Consider the following 13894-nt stretch of genomic DNA (forward strand, 5'->3'; position numbering starts at 1 on the left):
TGTCTAAATCACCTGAAAACCATAGGCGTATGGATCATCGTCATCAATTATTATTGTATTGTACCCTGTAATTCTGGCCCAGCCTTCAATGCTTGGTATGATGCCAGAATACGCGCCTAATTTAACTACATCTTCGACTTTTCCAGTAAACTGACTGCCAATAATACTTTCGTGAACGAATTGATCACCTTTTTGAAGTTTTCCTTTAGCGGTCCATTGCGCCATGCGTGCCGAAGTGCCTGTGCCACAGGGAGATCGGTCTATGGCCTTGTCACCATAAAATACTGCATTTCTTGCCGTAGAATTAGGTTGAAGCGGTGCTCCCGTCCATAGCACATGACTTAAGCCACCGATGGTATCGTTTTCAGGGTGACTGAAGCTATGCTCGGCATTGATGCGTTCTCTAATCTTCAAACTCCAACCAATCAGTTGCATGGCGGTGTAATCAGCCATGTCTCTATAATTTTCCTGAGGGTCGACAATGGCATAATAATTTCCGCCATAGGCCACATCTACTTTAAGTATTCCTAAATCAGGGCATTCAACTTCGATATTCTCCTTTGCCAAATAAGCGGGCACGTTGGTTAGCTTTACCGAAGTCACTCTTTTCCCTTCTTGCTGATATTCAATTTTCACCAAACCCGCTGGTGTTTCTAATCTCAATTGCCCTGGTATTTTAGGTTGAACCAAACCCTCTTCAATCATAATCGTCACTGTACCAATAGTGCCATGACCGCACATGGGCAAGCAACCACTGGTTTCGATGAACAATACTCCTATGTCGTTTGCAGGATCCGATGGCGGATAAAGAATACTTCCCGACATCATATCGTGCCCGCGTGGTTCGAACATTAAGCCCTTTCGAATCCAGTCGAATTCTCTGAGAAAATGCTGTCGCTTTTCACTCATATTGACACCTTCTAGAATAGGGCCCCCCCCAGCTACCAGTCTTACTGGATTGCCGCAAGTATGGGCATCGATGCAGAAAAAACGCTTGTTCATTTTAGTTTAATGAAATAAGGAATGAAGGGAATAATGAAATAATGGGTTCATGTTACAATGAATTAATTGGTGAGTGAGTTAAGGATTCAATGTTTTAACGGTTGGTGTTTTTTCTGGCTTTTGATACTACTTTGACTATTTCTAATGCTTTAATTATTTACTCAGTTCACCATTCACCTTTCTCCAAACCCCCATCGGATTCTCAGCTTTCAGTTCCGTAGGAAGCATTTGATCTGGCCAGTTTTGATAGCAGATTGATCGGGTGAAACGGTAAATGGCGTCTGTGCCTACAGAAGTATATTTCCCATTGGTGCTGGCAGGGAATGGGCCTCCATGATGCATGGCAGGGCAAACTTCGACCCCCGTTGGCATTCCGTTAAAGAGGATTCTACCCACCTTTTGAGAGAGTGCGTCTACTGTCTCGGTATTTTGAATCATGTCGCTTTCAGTGGCCAATAAAGTGCCTGTCAATTGCCCTTGGAGTGATTGAGCTACTTGCTTCATTTCGCTTCCATTTTCACAGACCACCAATAAGGTGAATGGCCCAAAAATCTCTTCGTGAAGTTTTGTGTTTTTTAGAAACTCAGAAGCAGGAACGGTCGCAGTTAACCCTTGCCCACGGTTGTCTCCCATGGATGTAGCGTTTCCGCTTAAGGTTACGCCTTTTTCTTCTAATAACGCTTTTCTGTTGGCATAATAGCTTTCAGCAATACCTTTATTCAGCATTGTAGAAGGCGCAGTGTCGGCCAATGCTTGTGAAAGTGCGGATGAAAAAGCTTCTAATTCTGGCGATTGAATTCCCACCAATAAACCTGGGTTGGTACAAAACTGACCTACACCCATACTGACTGAGCCTGCTACTGCTTTTCCTAAATCGGCTGGGCTTTCTTTTAGTTTGTTAGGGAATATAAATGTTGGGTTGATGCTTCCCATTTCAGCATAAACTGGAATAGGTTCGTCTCTTTGGTTGGCCAAATCGAAAAGGGCTTTTCCTCCTCTAAACGAACCCGTAAAACCTACCGCCTTGATTTGCGGATGCTTTACCAAATGCTGACCCACAGGAATTCCGCCATTTACCATGGAGAAAACGCCTTCAGGCATTCCCGTTTTTTGTGCTGCTTTCAGAATCGCCTGAGATACCATTTCATTGGTGCCTAAATGTGATTCGTGTGCTTTTACAATCACTGGGTTTCCAGCGGCCAAAGCAGAAGCGGTATCGCCACCAGCCGTTGAAAAGGCCAATGGAAAATTACTCGCACCAAAAATGGCGACAGGGCCAATGGCCACTTCCATTTTGCGCAAATCAGGTTTGGGCGCTGGCGCTCTGTCTGGAATTGCGGTATCGATGGTGGCATTTACCCATGAGCCTTCGCGCACCAAATTGGCGAACATTTTCAATTGATTACAGGTACGACCTCTTTCTCCTTGAATTCTACCCTCAGGCAAACCCGATTCTCCACAAGCGCGCGCTACCAAGGCATCGCCCAAAGCCATGATTTCATCCGCTATCGCCTCTAAGAAGTCCGCTTTTTTTGCTGGTGCTATGCTTTTGTAAACTTGAAAAGCCTGCGTTGCCTTGGCTACCGCGTCATCAATCTCGGAGGTTGTCGCTACCGAAAACGATTCAGGGAAAGCCTCGCCATTGGCAGGGTTGTTTGCAAAGAGTTGTGCTGTGCCTTCTTTCGAAGGGGTTGATCCTATAAAGTTTGTTCCTTTAATCATGTTGTGTTTTTTGCTGCGCGAGAGATTGGGTTCAATTTACAAATTCAAATAGTCTGGCAATTCAGGACGGTTTTTAATTCCTGTTTCGATAATCTGAAGTACGTGATTTCTTTCTGCGCCTGAAAGCGCAAGTCTAGGTGCACGAACATTTTCGGTACCGATACCAGTGGCCACTTCAGCCAGTTTAATGTTTTGAACCAGCTTAGCATTAATATCAAGCTCCAATAGCGGCAAGAACCAACGGTAGATTTTCAAAGCTTCTTCATGTCTTCCAGCTTTCTGAAGTCTGTAAATGGCTACAGTTTCTTTTGGGAAAGCGCAAACCAAACCAGCTACCCAGCCATTGGCGCCCATAAATAAACTTTCTAAGGCGAGGGTGTCCACGCCAGAAAGAATTTTGAAACGATCGCCAAAACGATTGATCATTCGGGTGATGTTTGAAATATCGCGGGTAGACTCTTTTACCGACTGGATGTTTTCGCACTCGGCCAGTTGCTCGAACATATCCAAAGTCACCTCGATTTTATAATCTATGGGGTTGTTATACACCATGATGGGCAAGTCGGTAGAGTTCGCCACCGCTTTATAATAAGTAACCGTTTCGTGATCATCCGCTTTGTAGCGCATCGGAGGCAGCATCATTAAACCACTGGCTCCGTTCTTTTTGGCTTTTTCCGCAGCAATAATGGCGGCTTTCGTGGTTTGTTCCGCAATGTTCATGATCACTGGAACTTTGCCTGCTACCATGTCAACTGTGGCGCTTACTAAAGTATCTTTCTCATCTTCCAATAGTGCACTAGACTCACCTAAAGTGCCACCTAAAATAATGCCGTCAACACCAGCGGCCAATTGCGCTTGGATGTTGGTTTCAAACATTTTTAAATCAAGTTTATCGTCATTTGTAAACTTTGTGGTTACCGCTGGGTAAACGCCTTGCCATGCTACTTTCATCGTATTGTTTTTTTTGGCTAAGGTAGTGGAGTCCATGCTGTACAACTTTGCGAAAATTCACCAATACTAATATGATATTTGCTACTTGGTTAACTTAGGTTTATTTTTAGGCTTAAATAATACAGGTGAAAGTACTTCCTTTTAAAATTCCTAAAACTGAAGCTTCATCGCTTTACTTACAAATTGATGACGAAAAGTATTTCTATGACATGCTGCATCAGCATTCTGAAATTCAAATTACATGGGTGATTTCTGGCGAAGGAACGCTGATTCATGGCGATCATTTGGGGAGCTTTAAATCGGGACAAATCTTTGTAATGGGCTCCAATGTTCCTCACGTTTTTCGCTGCGACAAAAAGTACTATCAAGAGGAAATGCGAGCCTTGTCGAAGTCGATTTTTTTTCGTGCCGAACATTTGAGAGAAACTTCAAAGCTGTTTCCTGAAATCAGAGAACTGCTCCAGTTTATTCAGAATGCGGAAAGGGGCATTCGGGTGAAGGATGATTTTTCGACTCAAATGATAAACGCTTTTGAAAAGGTATTTAAAAGCAATGGATTAAAGCGGTTGAATGCATTTTTTGAACTGCTCCATTTGTTTGGGAACGAAGAGAGCATCGCGTACCTCAATGAGTTGCCCCAAAAATCCGTGAAAGAAGCAGAGGGAAGGCGACTGGATGATATCTTCCGCTTCACCCTAGAAAACTTTGGCAGACGCATTACTTTAGAAGAAGTGGCCGAAGTAGCCAATATGAACAAAGCCTCTTTCTGTCGCTATTTCAAGCAACATACCCGCAAAACCTATATTGACTTTCTAAACGACTACCGGATTGGACAAGCCTGCAAACTCCTGCTCAATAAAGACAATACGGTTTCCCAAGTCTGCTACGAATCAGGCTTTAGTAACCTCTCCAACTTTAACCGAAAATTTAAAGAAGTAACAGGCAAAACCCCGAGGGAGTATAGAGGGAGTTAGTGGTTATTAGTGATGAGGAATTTAGTTTTGTAATTGTTAAAAGCAGCTACTATTCTGGTTTGATGTACAATGAAAAAACTAGTACATTCAAGAACTTTATAACAAACCAAGCAACGCGCATGGATAACGGAATATTAAAAGATCTTAATCAAGAGTTGGAGAGCCCAAAGGACTACTTCTATAACGTTGAAGATGGACAATTTTCTTTCAACTTTAGTCATGAATTTTTGCTCGGAAAAGAAGGGGAAGTAGTGAGTGTTACTGAACCATTTGCTGATGTGAATGAAATCTATATTCTATACATTGAAGATCATTACGTTGAATGTATTGGGAATGTAGAAAGGACTTTCCCAAAGAATATGAAAGAACATATTGATCAAAAACTCTATGCAATTGCAAGGCATGAGAGTTGAGAGCATTGAGTTCTTATTTCAACCTCCCCACAATCTCCTCAAAATCCAACCCTTCCCAAACCTCTTCAATATTTGGTTGGGCTAAAACCTGATCCATAATGGCCTGTTGTTTTTTGCCTAGCGCATGGGCTTCGGAATAGCGGAAATCGCTAAAGGTAACCATGGTGTAGAGCGGTATCCATTTTTCTGGAAAAAGTTCGTTCAGCCGCTTTTCAATTTTCTTTTGCAGCACAAACATTGGGTCGGCTACTTTGTCGCGCATTTCTATAAAGTTATAGAGGGCCAAATCGGCAATGGCGTTTCCATCAGGAATTCGCAAGGCCTCATATTCCGCCAGTAGGGCAGGATTGATTGCTCCGTGCTTCTCTAGCAATTCATTAAAAACAAAGCAATCTTCAAAACCCGCATTCATGCCTTGGCCATAAAATGGCACTAGCGCATGGGCGGCATCACCAATCAAAGCTGTATTTCCTTTTACCCAAGGTTTGCACCTCACGGTAATGAGGCTCGAAGTAGGGTTTTCGAAAAATTCGGTTTTCAATTCAGGAAGAAAGGGTAGCGCATCTTTGAATTTGCTTTCGAAGAATTGCTGAACATCCTCTTCTGTTTTAATCGCTTCAAAGGATATTTTTCCTTCAAAAGGGAAGAATAGGGTACAGGTAAAACTCTTGTCTAAATTGGGCAAGGCAATGAGCATATATTCGCCTCTGGGCCAAATGTGAAGTGCGTTGGGGTCTAAAGCAAAATCGCCATTGGCGGTGGGAGGCATGGTCAGTTCTTTGTAACCAGCCGAAATGTATTCTTGCGCGTAATTAAACCTATCGGTTTTTTGCATGGCCGAACGTAAAGCGGAAAATGCACCGTCTGCCCCAAAAAGAAAGTCGGCACTTACCTTTTCGCCATTTTCAAAATAAGCGGTGGCGGTATCAAAATCTACTTCTTCACACTTATGATCGAAACGAATGTCAACGCCATGCGCTTCAGCTTCGCTCATCAATAACTCATTCAAACCACCTCTTGAAACTGAATTAATAAATTGACCTTCTTTACCGTAAGGTTGAAAGCTTAGATTTCCTTCCAAATCATGAATCATTCTGCCGGGCATCGGAATGCAGCTTTCCTGTACTTTTTCTTTGAGCCCAACGGCCTCCAAAGCTTTCAATCCACGTCTGCTTAAGGCGAGGTTGATAGAGCGTCCGCCTAAGGCACCCGCTTTGCGCATGTCGCCCCTTCGTTCAAAAATGGTAACAGAATAGCCTTTCTTCGCTAAGAAAATTGAAAGTAATGAGCCAACAAGGCCCGCTCCCAAAATTGATACTTTTTGATTCTGGCTATCCATGATTACATCATTTAGAGGTTTTTCTTAAGTAGATGAGCAAACTGATACACGTCTTCGAAACGGTTGTAAAGTGGAACTGGCGCAATGCGAATAACATTGGGTTCGCGCCAATCTGCAATCACTCCAGCAGCGGCCAGTGCATCAAAAAGCCTTCGGCCATCTTTATGGAAGAAAATGGAGAGCTGACATCCGCGTTGCTCGGGATCTGAAGGCGTGATGATTTCGAAAATACCAGAATCACCACCAATGTCTTTGATCAAAAACTCAAGATAGCCCGTGAGTTTTAGGCTTTTCTTTCTCAGTTTTTCAATGCCTACTTCATCAAACAATTCTAGGGCGGCCAAATGAGACGCGGTAGAAATCACGTTCACATTGCTCAGTTGCCAGCCGTCTGCACCGGGCATAGGCTGGAAACCCTTCTTCATTTTAAATCTTTCTTTTTCATCGTGACCCCACCAGCCCGCAAATCGGTCGAGCGAACTGTCGTTAGCGTATCGTTCGTGAACAAAAATTCCTGAAACGTTTCCTGGGCCAGAGTTTAAGTATTTGTAAGAGCACCATGTAGCAAAATCTACATTCCAGTCGTGCAATTGCAAAGGCACATTCCCGAAGGCATGCGCCAAGTCAAAGCCAACTTTAGCCCCCACTTTTTGCCCCGCTTCAGTAATCGCTTTCATGTCGAATAACTGACCAGTATAATACTGAACGCCACCAATGAGTACCAAGGCCAATTCATCGCCCACTTCAGCTATTTTGCTTAAAATGTCTTCGCCACGCAGCGTGTTTTCACCTGTTCTAGGTTTGAGTTCAATTAGCGCTTCATCAGGATTAAGTCCATGAAATTTAAGCTGCGTTTCGAACATGTATTGATCGGAAGGAAAAGCACCTGCTTCGCAAATGATTTTGTAGCGTGTTTTGGTAGGCTTGAAAAACGATACCATCAGCAAATGGAGGTTCACTGAAAGGTTGTTCATAGAAACCACTTCGATGGGTTTTGCCCCAACAATTCTGGCCAATGCGTCCTTGCTGAATTTATGGTATTCCATCCAAGGCCTTTTGCTCGATGCAAAATGTCCCTCTACGCCCAAGGTTTCCCAACCTTTCATTTCTTCTTCAATATAAGTTCTGGCAGTTTTGGGTTGAAGACCAAGTGAGTTTCCAGTAAAGTAATAGCTGTCTTTGCCATTCACTTTTGGGATATGAAAACGATTGCGGTAATCTCTTAACGAATCGTTTTTGTCTAAATATTGAGCGTATGCTAAAGTGTTCTCGTAAGTCATTAAAATAAACTGGTTTGTGCCATTCCAGGCATGCTCTTTTCGTGTTTCAATAGCCAAGCTTTTTTGTCGAGACCGCCTGCGTAGCCCGTCAAACTTCCATCTGACCCAATGACTCTGTGGCAAGGGATAATGATGGCGATTGGGTTTTTGCCATTGGCGGTTCCTACGGCCCTAATCTTCTTTATATCTCCTAATTTGATGGATTGTTTAGCATAAGTGCTCGTCACTCCAAAAGGAATGTCCTGCAAAACCTGCCAAACTTCTTGCTGAAAATCGGTGCCTTCTGGTGCCACAGGAATGTTGAATTGCTTGCGCTGTCCAACGAAATATTCATGAAGCTGTTTTTTGCATTTACGCACTACCAACGGAATAATTCCTTCGTTCTCTTCTCCTATTTCATCCACAAAAACCACCATCTTAATGGCGTTTGCGTCTCCCACTATTTTGATGGCGCCCAAGGGCGAATCCATGTACGTGATTGCTGTATTTTTCAATGCTTAATTTAAAAATTGTTCCTTAGATAAGTTTAACCACTCCAAAGTGGCATTGCAGAATATGTCTTCCACCACTTCGTTCGATAAGCCCATTTTCTCAATAAAGGCCCCAATTTCAAGGTCGCCTAAAGGGAATGGGTAATCAGAACCAAGGGTGACTCTTTTAGAGCCCTGCATCTCTAAAATGTATTTCATCATTAATGGGTCGTGGGTGATAGAATCTACCCAAAACTTCCCAATGTATTCTCGTGGGTTTACGGTATTGTCAATCGCCACTAAATCAGGGCGGCAGTTGAAACCGTGCTCAATTCGCCCAATAGTCGGTAAAAAGGAGCCTCCCGCATGGGAGAAGTTGAACCTTAGGTTCGGAAGTCGCTCCAAGACGCCTCCAAAAATAAGGGAACAAGCGGCCCTTGAAGTTTCAGCAGGCATGCCCACCAACCAAGGCAGCCAATAACGTTCAATGCTATGGAAGCCCATCATGTTCCAAGGGTGAATCATCACGGCCATGTCCAATTCTTCGCAAGCTTTAAAGATTTGGAAGAAGCGTTCGCTGCTTAAGTTTTTATCATTGATGTTCGATCCAATCTGAATCCCAGGCAGGTTCAATTCATGCTTACAACGGTGTAATTCCTGAATGGCCAAATCTTCATCCTGCATCGGGATAGTGGCCAGCCCGATGTAATTCTTTGGGTAGTCGCGGCAGATGCCTGCAATATGATCGTTCAAAAATTGACTGATTTCCAGTCCATGATGTGGTTGGGCATCATAAGAAAACATAACGGGAATGGTAGAAACGACCTGCACTTGTGTTCCAAACTGCGCATATTCTTCCATTCTGATTTTTGGATCCCAACAATTGGATTGGATTTCACGGAAGAATTTACTGCCTTTCATCATCATGGCTGCCCTCTCTTTGTGGTGGTGCAGATGAATGAAATCACCATAGCCAAACTTCTCTGTCCATTTGGGCAGATGTTCCGGAATGATGTGGGTGTGCATGTCTATCTTTAGCATAATAAAGTGTTCGGTTATCGGGAAACAGTATATCAGGACTCCTGATAACTAATAACTGTTTTACTGATAACTATTTAATAAATCTAGGATCCATTTCCATCACATGGCCACAACTATTGCAAGTCCTTAGTTCTTCTGAACCGTAGAATTCTCGGAAGCGCGGAAGAAAGTCTTTTTCAATATTGGTAAGCTTAAAATAAGTGTCGTGAAGTTTGTTGTTGCAGTTGTCGCAAAACCACATCAGTCCATCGTTATGCTCTGGTTTTCTAACTCGCTCGATGACCAAACCAATTGAACCTTCTGAACGCATAGGAGAGTGGGGCACTTTGGGTGGGTGCAAATACATATCGCCCGCTTTTAGAGGGATGTCTACTGCTTTTCCGTCTTCCTGAATTCTTACCGTAATTTCACCTTCCAGCTGATAAAAAAGCTCTTCGGTTTCGTTGTAGTGGTAATCTTTTCTGGCATTTGGGCCGCCCACAATCATCACAATATAGTCGGTGCCTTCAGGGTAAAGGTTCTTGTTTCCAACGGGTGGCTTTAGTAAGTCACGGTTTTCATCAATCCATTTTTGCAAGTTGAAAGGTCGTTTTACTCCCATGGTCAGTTCTATTTAGTTCTTGGCGAATTTAACGAAATTCGGGAAAGGCTAATTCCAATTTTGTAACTTTACTCAATACACTATTGCTATGAATTTAAATTTAAAAGGAAAACGAGCATTGGTTTGCGGTAGCACCCAAGGAATTGGTAAAGCTGTGGCCGAAGAATTGGCCAATTTAGGCGCTAATGTAACCTTGCTTGCTAGAAATACTGAAAGACTTAACGAGGTAAAAGGCTCTCTTTTTTCCTCTGGTGGGCAAAATCATCAAATCCTCACTGCGGATTTTACTCAAGTTGATGCGCTCAAGAAGATTATTGCTGCCCATATAGCGGAAGGAAATGTATATCATATTCTGATTAATAACACTGGCGGTCCTGCTGGTGGCCCTGCTTTAAATGCAGAAGTAGATGAATTTAGAAATGCATTTGAGCAGCATTTGGTGTGTAATCACATATTGACCCAAGCTTTGGTGGATGGAATGAAACACGAGACTTACGGTCGAATTATCAATATCATTTCTACCTCCGTAAAAATGCCAATCGCTGGCTTAGGGGTGTCGAATACCATTCGCGGAGCTGTTGCCAATTGGTCCAAAACTTTGGCGGGTGAGTTGGGTAAATATGGCATTACCGTAAATAATGTGTTGCCGGGCGCCACTGCCACACAAAGGCTTTCTTCAATTATTGAAAATAAGGCAAAGAAATTAGGCAAGAGCGCGGAGGAAGTAGAAGAAGAAATGAAACGAGAAATTCCAGCCCATCGCTTTGCAGATGCTTCAGAAATAGCTGCAGCAGTAGCCTTTTTAGCCACTCCAGCAGCAGGCTATATCAATGGAATCAATGTGCCAGTAGATGGCGGAAGAACGGGCTGCCTTTAAGTTGAAGCAATGGAAAGAATTCTGAATTATATCAATGGCCAATTAGTTGAGCCTGTCTCTAAAAGCTATTTAGAAAACATCGATCCCTCACGGGGAAAGGTGTATGGTGAAATTCCAGACTCAGATGAGCGCGATGTGCAATTGGCGACTCAAGCGGCAAAGGATGCATTTTCAATATGGGCAGCAACTCCGCGAGAAGAGCGCTCACGTTTGATACTCAAAGTAGCAGACCTGATTGATGCTAATTTAGAAAAGTTGGCCAAGGCAGAATCAAAAGACAATGGAAAGCCAGTGAAGTTGGCCACGAGGGTAGACATTCCAAGGGCATCATCCAATTTTAGATTTTTCGCCACCGCTATTCTTCATGAAAGTACCGAGGCGCATCAAACCGATGGACTGGCCTTTAATTATACTGAAAGGTCACCTGTGGGTGTTGCTGGCTGCATTTCGCCTTGGAACTTGCCTTTGTATTTGTTTACCTGGAAGATTGCTCCAGCATTGGCTGCTGGTAATACCGTGGTGGCAAAGCCTTCCGAAATCACACCTATGACGGCCTTTTTGCTTTCAGAATTATGCATTGAAGCGGGTTTGCCTAAAGGAGTTTTAAATATCGTTCATGGTTTGGGGCCAAAAGTAGGGCAAGCCATTTCGGAACATCCCGATATTCCTTTGATTTCGTTTACAGGTGGAACAGCCACGGGAAAACAAATTGCCGCCACAGCAGCTCCAATGTTTAAAAAACTATCATTGGAACTAGGAGGGAAGAACCCTAATATCATTTTTGCCGATTGCAATTTTGAAGAAGCGCTTAAAACTACGGTTCATTCGAGCTTTGCCAATCAGGGTCAGATTTGCCTTTGTGGTTCTAGGGTCTTCATAGAACGACCTATTTATGAAAAATTCAAACTGGCATTAATAGAAAAAACGAATGCATTGAAAGTAGGTGATCCCGCTGATGAGCACTCAAATCTAGGTGCTATAGTTTCAGAAGGGCATATGAAGAAGGTGCTTTCTTATATTGATTTGGCCAAGTCGGAAGGTGGAACTGTTTTAGCAGGAGGGAAACAAGTGATTCTCGAAGGTGAACTTTCAGAAGGCTATTATATTCGACCCACCATTATTGAAGGCTTATCATACGATTGCAGAACCAATCAAGAAGAAATCTTTGGCCCAGTAATAACGCTTACTCCTTTCGATACGGATGAGGAAGTTTTGGCCATGGGAAATAGTACACAATATGGATTGGCAGCTACTGTCTGGACGAGCAATTTGAACAGAGCGCATTCAGTGTCCTCTAAACTAAATTCAGGCATAGTTTGGGTCAACTGTTGGCTGCTTCGTGACCTCCGAACACCCTTCGGAGGAGTTAAAAATAGTGGGGTAGGTAGAGAGGGAGGATGGGATGCTTTACAATTCTTCTCTCAAAAGAAAAATGTATGTATTAAACTTCTGTAATAATGTATAGTGCAAAAGCTTGTATTTGAACAGCAATCATTGATTTTTGCTAAAATGCGGATAAGTTTTTGTTTTTATGCTTAAGTTAAATTTTAATTAACAAAAAATCCGATTATGTTTGTTTAGCTGTTGAGTAATACTAAGTACTCAAAGTTTTGGTCGAGGAGAGCTTCAATCTTCTGTCGGTTTAGGTAAAATTAAGAGAGCTTTAATAAGGAATAATGCCTATCGAAAGATAGATTAAAGATAAGTCTGGGTATAGGAATCGTGAGATTCGCTATAAGTAGTTAGTTACCCAGGTGTTTAGGTGAAAGGGAGTCGCTCCAACGGGGGTGACTCTTTTTTTTGTGCTTGTTCCAATATTCACCAACTAGAGCAAACACTTTTCTGTGGTTTGAGTTTCTGTGTCATAAATTAACAGGCCTTCACTAACGTCATCCAGTTCACAAATCATTCTTCCTTCCTTGTTCCATGCAGCGGTTCTTCCTGCGCAGTTTGCACCATCAGATATTCCAGTGCAATTAGCCATCAATACATTCATCGAATACTGATTAGCGATGCTTGCTAGTTCTTCTTTTGCTTTATTAATTCCGAGCTTAAACTTAGCTACGCTGGCAATGTAGATTTCAGCACCACATTTGAAAGCGTTTTCTGAATGCGCTGGAATTGAGATTTCATAACAAATGGCCAAAGCGATTTTGTGGTGATCAATCCTTAGAGAAAAGGAGTTGTCTCCAGCTTGAAAGTAAGGGACTTCGTCTGAATGTAAATATCCTTTGGAGTACACCTGAATCGGTTGGTTGGGTTGAAATATGACCATGCTAATGTTGATGCCTTTTTTTGCTTTCATCGGTACACCAACACCAATGGTAATATTCTTACAATTGCTTATCTCCTGAAATATGGCTAACCGAGAGTCCTCGATGTCAATGGCTAAGCCCTTCGCTAGAGCGGGTTCGTAGCCGGTAAGTGACAGCTCAGGGAACACCATTAGGTTTACGTCTTGTGAAACTCCCAGTTCAATCAGCTTAAGGTGGTTTGTGATATTGGCATTAATATTACCTGTAACGGGCTTTGTTTGAGCTACACAAATTCTCATTGTTTGCAGAGATGATTATGATTCAAGTTCAATTTAGCACAATTGGCTAATTTACAAGAATAGAATTCGGAACGAATCCTTAGGTATATGGGTTTTGATAATGATAAAAAGCATATGGTATGAAAGGAAAATTTGAAACTCTAATTGCCCAAGACGCACCAGTGTTGGTGGATTTTTATGCCGACTGGTGTGGGCCTTGTCAGGCCATGGCACCCGTTTTAAAAGAAGTGGCTCAAGCCCACGAAGGAAAGGTGAAAATCATTAAAGTAGATGTTGATAAAAACCAGCCGTTGGCTCAGCGGTTTGGAGTTAGGAGTATTCCAACGCTAATTTTGTTTAAAAATGGCAAGCTGGTTTGGCAGAAAGCAGGTATGCAAACCATAAAAAGCTTATCTGATTTATTGGCAAAGGAGGTTTGAAAATCGATTGGCCACATAAACATTTACTTTAAGCAAGTGTATGATAATTTGATTAAGGTGATTTAAGACAAATTATAGAAAAAATCTAGAGGTATTAAATACAAGCCTAATTTAAGGAGTTGATTCCATTATTATTCTGTATTTCTACCTTAAAAATATAAATGTGAACTTGGTTCTATAGGTAGTTATGGAGTGGTAAACCTTATTTTAATGTGTTTAAAATGGCATTAGGCTGATAAATAATTCGTACC

At 42.4% G+C, this 13894-nt stretch carries 14 protein-coding genes; 5 read left to right on the forward strand and 9 right to left on the reverse strand.

Features of this window, described 5'->3' with window-relative positions; translation table 11 throughout:
- Positions 1-3: 3 nt before the first annotated feature.
- The 3 genes from AWN68_RS17700 to AWN68_RS17710 all read right to left on the reverse strand — a co-directional run bounded on the left by AWN68_RS17700 (position 4) and on the right by AWN68_RS17710 (position 3711).
- On the reverse strand, positions 4-1002 hold the full coding sequence (locus AWN68_RS17700; RefSeq protein ID WP_068418835.1) for a 4-hydroxyproline epimerase: 999 nt from the start codon (positions 1000-1002) through the stop codon (positions 4-6).
- Positions 1003-1155: 153 nt separating this feature from the next.
- A complete protein-coding gene (locus tag AWN68_RS17705) occupies positions 1156-2724 on the reverse strand; it encodes an aldehyde dehydrogenase (NADP(+)) (protein WP_068418837.1) in 1569 nt (522 codons plus the stop codon).
- Positions 2725-2760: 36 nt separating this feature from the next.
- A complete protein-coding gene (locus AWN68_RS17710) occupies positions 2761-3711 on the reverse strand; it encodes a dihydrodipicolinate synthase family protein (protein ID WP_245658031.1) in 951 nt (316 codons plus the stop codon).
- An 89-nt stretch (positions 3712-3800) separates the two neighbouring features.
- Between AWN68_RS17710 and AWN68_RS17715 the strand changes: the two genes are divergently transcribed.
- Both AWN68_RS17715 and AWN68_RS17720 read left to right on the forward strand, forming a co-directional pair.
- Positions 3801-4649 carry a helix-turn-helix domain-containing protein gene (locus tag AWN68_RS17715; protein WP_068418840.1) on the forward strand — a complete coding sequence of 283 codons (849 nt, stop codon included), beginning with the start codon at positions 3801-3803 and terminating at the stop codon, positions 4647-4649.
- A gap of 119 nt (positions 4650-4768) precedes the next feature.
- Positions 4769-5062, forward strand: coding sequence for a hypothetical protein (locus AWN68_RS17720; RefSeq protein WP_157608612.1), 294 nt, complete (start codon positions 4769-4771; stop codon positions 5060-5062).
- Positions 5063-5075: 13 nt separating this feature from the next.
- On the opposite strand, the gene AWN68_RS17725 is transcribed toward AWN68_RS17720, so the two are convergent.
- The 5 genes from AWN68_RS17725 to AWN68_RS17745 form a co-directional block, all read right to left on the reverse strand.
- Positions 5076-6401, reverse strand: coding sequence for an FAD-dependent oxidoreductase (locus AWN68_RS17725; protein ID WP_068418846.1), 1326 nt, complete (start codon positions 6399-6401; stop codon positions 5076-5078).
- Positions 6402-6412: 11 nt separating this feature from the next.
- Complete coding sequence (kynU, locus tag AWN68_RS17730) at positions 6413-7681, reverse strand: kynureninase (RefSeq protein WP_068418849.1); 1269 nt, start codon at positions 7679-7681, stop codon at positions 6413-6415.
- The gene (locus tag AWN68_RS17735; RefSeq protein WP_245658032.1) at positions 7681-8175 is read right to left on the reverse strand and encodes a methylated-DNA--[protein]-cysteine S-methyltransferase; all 495 of its coding nucleotides are present in this window, start codon (positions 8173-8175) and stop codon (positions 7681-7683) included. The genes kynU and AWN68_RS17735 overlap by 1 nt, the downstream gene beginning before the upstream one ends.
- A gap of 3 nt (positions 8176-8178) precedes the next feature.
- Positions 8179-9192: an amidohydrolase family protein gene (locus AWN68_RS17740; protein ID WP_068418854.1), complete on the reverse strand. Its 1014-nt coding sequence runs from the start codon at positions 9190-9192 to the stop codon at positions 8179-8181.
- Between the two features lie 70 nt (positions 9193-9262).
- Complete coding sequence (locus tag AWN68_RS17745) at positions 9263-9793, reverse strand: 3-hydroxyanthranilate 3,4-dioxygenase (protein ID WP_068418857.1); 531 nt, start codon at positions 9791-9793, stop codon at positions 9263-9265.
- An 88-nt stretch (positions 9794-9881) separates the two neighbouring features.
- On the opposite strand from AWN68_RS17745, the gene AWN68_RS17750 reads away from it, so the two are divergent.
- Together AWN68_RS17750 and AWN68_RS17755 are read left to right on the forward strand one after the other, a co-directional pair.
- The gene (locus AWN68_RS17750) at positions 9882-10670 is read left to right on the forward strand and encodes an SDR family oxidoreductase (RefSeq protein ID WP_068418860.1); all 789 of its coding nucleotides are present in this window, start codon (positions 9882-9884) and stop codon (positions 10668-10670) included.
- A 9-nt stretch (positions 10671-10679) separates the two neighbouring features.
- Positions 10680-12125, forward strand: a complete 1446-nt coding sequence (locus tag AWN68_RS17755; protein ID WP_068418862.1) for an aldehyde dehydrogenase — start codon at positions 10680-10682, stop codon at positions 12123-12125.
- Positions 12126-12495: 370 nt separating this feature from the next.
- On the opposite strand, the gene AWN68_RS17760 is transcribed toward AWN68_RS17755, so the two are convergent.
- Entirely contained in the window at positions 12496-13224 is a 729-nt protein-coding gene (locus AWN68_RS17760; protein ID WP_068418865.1) for a carbon-nitrogen hydrolase family protein, read from the reverse strand.
- Positions 13225-13343: 119 nt separating this feature from the next.
- Between AWN68_RS17760 and trxA the strand changes: the two genes are divergently transcribed.
- Complete coding sequence (gene trxA / locus AWN68_RS17765; protein ID WP_068418868.1) at positions 13344-13643, forward strand: thioredoxin; 300 nt, start codon at positions 13344-13346, stop codon at positions 13641-13643.
- Positions 13644-13894 lie beyond the last annotated feature (251 nt).

This window comes from Roseivirga echinicomitans, from assembly GCF_001592935.1.
In the GTDB taxonomy this organism is placed as follows: domain Bacteria; phylum Bacteroidota; class Bacteroidia; order Cytophagales; family Cyclobacteriaceae; genus Roseivirga; species Roseivirga echinicomitans.

Excerpts from the sequence above, each read along its gene's own strand:
- AWN68_RS17700 (WP_068418835.1), bottom strand. The coding sequence starts at position 1,002 with ATGAACAAGCGTTTTTTCTGCATCGATGCCCATACTTGCGGCAATCCA.
- AWN68_RS17705 (WP_068418837.1), bottom strand. The coding sequence starts at position 2,724 with ATGATTAAAGGAACAAACTTTATAGGATCAACCCCTTCGAAAGAAGGC.
- AWN68_RS17710 (WP_245658031.1), bottom strand. The coding sequence starts at position 3,711 with ATGGACTCCACTACCTTAGCCAAAAAAAACAATACGATGAAAGTAGCA.
- AWN68_RS17720 (WP_157608612.1), top strand. The coding sequence starts at position 4,769 with ATGGATAACGGAATATTAAAAGATCTTAATCAAGAGTTGGAGAGCCCA.
- AWN68_RS17725 (WP_068418846.1), bottom strand. The coding sequence starts at position 6,401 with ATGGATAGCCAGAATCAAAAAGTATCAATTTTGGGAGCGGGCCTTGTT.
- kynU (WP_068418849.1), bottom strand. The coding sequence starts at position 7,681 with ATGACTTACGAGAACACTTTAGCATACGCTCAATATTTAGACAAAAAC.
- AWN68_RS17740 (WP_068418854.1), bottom strand. The coding sequence starts at position 9,192 with ATGCTAAAGATAGACATGCACACCCACATCATTCCGGAACATCTGCCC.
- AWN68_RS17745 (WP_068418857.1), bottom strand. The coding sequence starts at position 9,793 with ATGGGAGTAAAACGACCTTTCAACTTGCAAAAATGGATTGATGAAAAC.
- AWN68_RS17750 (WP_068418860.1), top strand. The coding sequence starts at position 9,882 with ATGAATTTAAATTTAAAAGGAAAACGAGCATTGGTTTGCGGTAGCACC.
- AWN68_RS17755 (WP_068418862.1), top strand. The coding sequence starts at position 10,680 with ATGGAAAGAATTCTGAATTATATCAATGGCCAATTAGTTGAGCCTGTC.
- AWN68_RS17760 (WP_068418865.1), bottom strand. The coding sequence starts at position 13,224 with ATGAGAATTTGTGTAGCTCAAACAAAGCCCGTTACAGGTAATATTAAT.
- trxA (WP_068418868.1), top strand. The coding sequence starts at position 13,344 with ATGAAAGGAAAATTTGAAACTCTAATTGCCCAAGACGCACCAGTGTTG.